The 3,144-nt window shown below is 64.9% G+C and carries 3 protein-coding genes; 1 reads left to right on the forward strand and 2 read right to left on the reverse strand.

All coding sequences use genetic code 11. The annotated features are described in order from the left end of the window. Positions 1 to 165: 165 nt before the first annotated feature. Together VMR03_RS07650 and VMR03_RS07655 are read right to left on the reverse strand one after the other, a co-directional pair. Positions 166 to 1,041, reverse strand: coding sequence for a CoA transferase subunit A (locus VMR03_RS07650; RefSeq protein WP_325403866.1), 876 nt, complete (start codon positions 1,039 to 1,041; stop codon positions 166 to 168). A 179-nt stretch (positions 1,042 to 1,220) separates the two neighbouring features. After that, entirely contained in the window at positions 1,221 to 1,682 is a 462-nt protein-coding gene (locus tag VMR03_RS07655; protein WP_325403868.1) for a MaoC family dehydratase, read from the reverse strand. Positions 1,683 to 1,824: 142 nt separating this feature from the next. Here VMR03_RS07655 and VMR03_RS07660 point away from each other — a divergent pair, with 142 nt between their 5' ends. Next, positions 1,825 to 3,051: an NADH:flavin oxidoreductase gene (locus tag VMR03_RS07660; protein ID WP_325403870.1), complete on the forward strand. Its 1,227-nt coding sequence runs from the start codon at positions 1,825 to 1,827 to the stop codon at positions 3,049 to 3,051. Positions 3,052 to 3,144 lie beyond the last annotated feature (93 nt).

The following is a 3,144-nucleotide window of genomic DNA, read 5'->3' on the forward strand; positions in this document are numbered from 1 at the left end:
TCATCATCAATGCCGGATTGAAGGTAAGCTTCGCGAGCCCCGCTGCCAGACGCGGCAGCACGGTGATGCCGGTCGCGAGAATCTCGCCGTCGTTCCGCCAGGCTTCGGCGGCGGCGGCAATGCAGAGTTCGGCGAGGGAGAATTCGGGGGTCAATGCGTGCTCCCTCAATAGACCGGCGCGGGCAGGGCGGAGACATGCTCGGCGCCGCCCACTGCTTTCAGATAGGCGTCCGGCGCGATGTCGACGAAGCGCGCGCGATAGTCGCTCCACGCATCGGGTGAGGCCGCCGTTTCGGTGTAGGATTTGAGATGCTTCAGGTCGATGCCGTAATCCGGCCATGCGCCGGTCGGGTGCGCGCCGAAGGGCGTCTCGACGACACCGCCGATGACGGCGCGTTCGACGAGGTGAAAGCGGGCGTTCTCCGCGACGCGCAGCTCTTCGGTGGCGACGAGTTTCTCGGTCGAGACGAAAACCTTGTCGGCGGCCCGCGCCATCAACTCGTCGAAGAAAGGGTCGGGGCTTAGCGTCAGAACATTGCCGAGCTTGTCGGCGCGATGCACATGGAGGATCGCCGCGTCGAGCTTCAGCGCCGGCATGGCGATGAAGGTTTCGCCATCCTCATAGGGCGACGTCACGGTCTTGAAGCCCGGCTGGTTGACGATGTCGGTTGCGATGCCGACACGGGTCGGCAGAAAGGGCATGCGCATGGCGGCGGCGCGGAGGCCCCATTGCAGCATGCCTTCGTCGAGTTCGAGCACGTCAAGACCGGCCTGCCGCGCGGCGCGGAAATGAGGATCCAGCGGGAAGTGGTCGAGCGACACGAAGCCGAAGATGAGCTTCTTCAATTTTCCCGACGCGGCCAGCAGTCCCACATCCGGCCCGCCATAGGCGACGACCGTCAGATCCTTGAGCTTCGACCGCGCGATGGCGCGGATGAGCGCCATGGGCTTGCGCCGCGTCGCCCAGCCGCCGATGCCGATGGTCATGCCGTCGGAGAGCCGGCCGACGAAATCATCCAGGGAAAGTCGCTTGTCGAGCATGAAGCCTCAACTGGCAGAAGACAGCCGTCCCGGGCCTCCTCGCGAAGCCCGGGCGATGCCTGAACCTTCCCGCGCGGGGCTTCGCCCGGCATCGTCCAAATGGGTACTGACAGGGCCGGGAGGCGGTGGAAGGCTCTCGAACGGAGGGAGTCGTTTCGGGACCGGACTGTTGGGTCACCTTATTCGGGCATGTAGCGGCTGATCGTGTCGACGATACAGGCGGGCTTCGGTTCGCCATCGATCTCGACGGTTATGCGCACGGTCGACTGGACGGCGCCGTTCTTGATCTCCTCGGCCTTGATGAGCTGGCCTACGCCGCGCAGGCGCGAGCCGACCTTGACCGGGCTAAGGAAACGGACGCTGTCGCAACCGATATTGATGCCCATCGAGAAGCGTCGGACCTCGATGATCTGGGGGAGAAAGAGATTGACCAGCGAGAGGGTGAGATAGCCATGGGCGATGGTCATGCCGAAGGGGCCTGTCTTCGCGCGTTCGGGATCGACGTGAATCCACTGCCTGTCGCCGGTCACCTCGGCAAAGCCGTCGATGCGCGGCTGATCGATCAGCGTCCAGTCGCTGGCGCCGAGTTCAAGGCCGTCTTTGCCCAGCAGATCGCGCGGGCTTTCGAAGATCGTGAGCATTCCGTCCTCCCTCCTCATCCTGTCACCCCGGCCTTGTCCCGGGACCCAGGGGCAGCTTGCTCCGAATTCGTTGCCCCTGGGTCCCGGGACAAGCCCGGGATGACACCGCGAAATATTGGACGGCACTACGGCGGGACGGACGATGCCGGAGAGTAGCGCCTTCACTCCTTTGCGCCTTGGACCGCTGACGCTGCGCAATCGCTTCGTCAAGTCGGGCACCAATGAGGGCATGCATTTTCAGATGCTGCCGACCATGGCGCTGCTGAAACACCATCGCGACATCGCGGCGGGCGGGGTCGGCATGACGACCATGGCCTATTGCGCGGTGTCGCCGGACGGTCGGACCTTCGAGAGCCAGCTCGTGATGAGCCGCGAGGCTGTGCCGCATATCCGCGCCATTGCCGATGCCGTGCATGCGGAAGGCGCGGCGTTGTCGGCGCAGATCACGCATGGCGGGGCCTTCAATCAATTGAGCCGGCTGTCGACGCCGCGGCCGGGAAGCGCGTCGGGCGGCTTCAATGCGTCGGGCGTTCTGACCGGGCGGCTCTTCAAGCGCGCGCTGACGGTCGCCGAGATGGAGGCGATCGCCGAAGAGTTTGCGGACGCCGCGCGGCTTGCCCGGGAGGCGGGTTGCGATGCGGTCGAGGTCCATATGGGCCATGGCTATCTGCTGAGCCAGTTTCTCTCGCCCGCAGAGAACAGGCGGAAGGATGACTATGGCGGCACGGTCGAGAATCGCGCCCGCTTCCCGCGCATGGTTCTGCGGCGCGTTCTCGATGCGGTCGGCAAGGACATGGCGGTGCTGGCGAAGATTTGCGTGATGGAAGGCTTCAAGGGTGGTGCGACGGCGCAGGACGCGGCGGAGGTAGCAAAGCTTCTCGAAGCCGACGGTGCGAACATGCTGGTGCTTAGCGGCGGCATGAACGTGCAGTCGCCCTGGTGGATTTTCGGCAGCGCCATGCCGATCGCCGACATGAAGGCGCGCGAGCCCCGATGGATCGGCCGCGTCGCGCTCGACATGCTGAAGCTCCAGCAGCCGAAGGGGCTGAAGTTCCATGAGATGTATTTCCTCGATCACTCGAAGGCCGTGCGCAAGGCGGTGACGATGCCGCTCGGCTTTCTGGGCGGCGTCGCCTCGATGGAGAGCGTCGACAAGGCGCTGGACGAGGGCTTCGACGCGGTGGTGCTCGGCCGGGCGCTGCTTCACGATCCGGCCTTCGTGAACGGGCTGCGGGCGGGCGCCATCAGCCGGACAGGCTGTACGGCCTGCAACCGCTGCGTTGCGTTGCTGAACGATCCGGCCGGTGTGGCCTGCGTTCTAAATGCCCCTAACGACTTGAACCTGAACAGGATTTTCCCCGCGTCCTGACTTATCCCCGCCCTAGTCCGGCCGGACGATGATAGGGCCTCATGGGCGTGGCATGAGGGCAATGGGGCTCTCTGCCTCAAGGTTTGGAGACGG

This window comes from Parvibaculum sp. (assembly GCF_035511255.1).
Taxonomy (GTDB): Bacteria; Pseudomonadota; Alphaproteobacteria; order Parvibaculales; family Parvibaculaceae; genus Parvibaculum.

Excerpts from the sequence above, each read along its gene's own strand:
- VMR03_RS07655 (WP_325403868.1), bottom strand. The coding sequence starts at position 1,682 with ATGCTCACGATCTTCGAAAGCCCGCGCGATCTGCTGGGCAAAGACGGC.
- VMR03_RS07660 (WP_325403870.1), top strand. The coding sequence starts at position 1,825 with ATGCCGGAGAGTAGCGCCTTCACTCCTTTGCGCCTTGGACCGCTGACG.
- VMR03_RS07650 (WP_325403866.1), bottom strand. The coding sequence starts at position 1,041 with ATGCTCGACAAGCGACTTTCCCTGGATGATTTCGTCGGCCGGCTCTCC.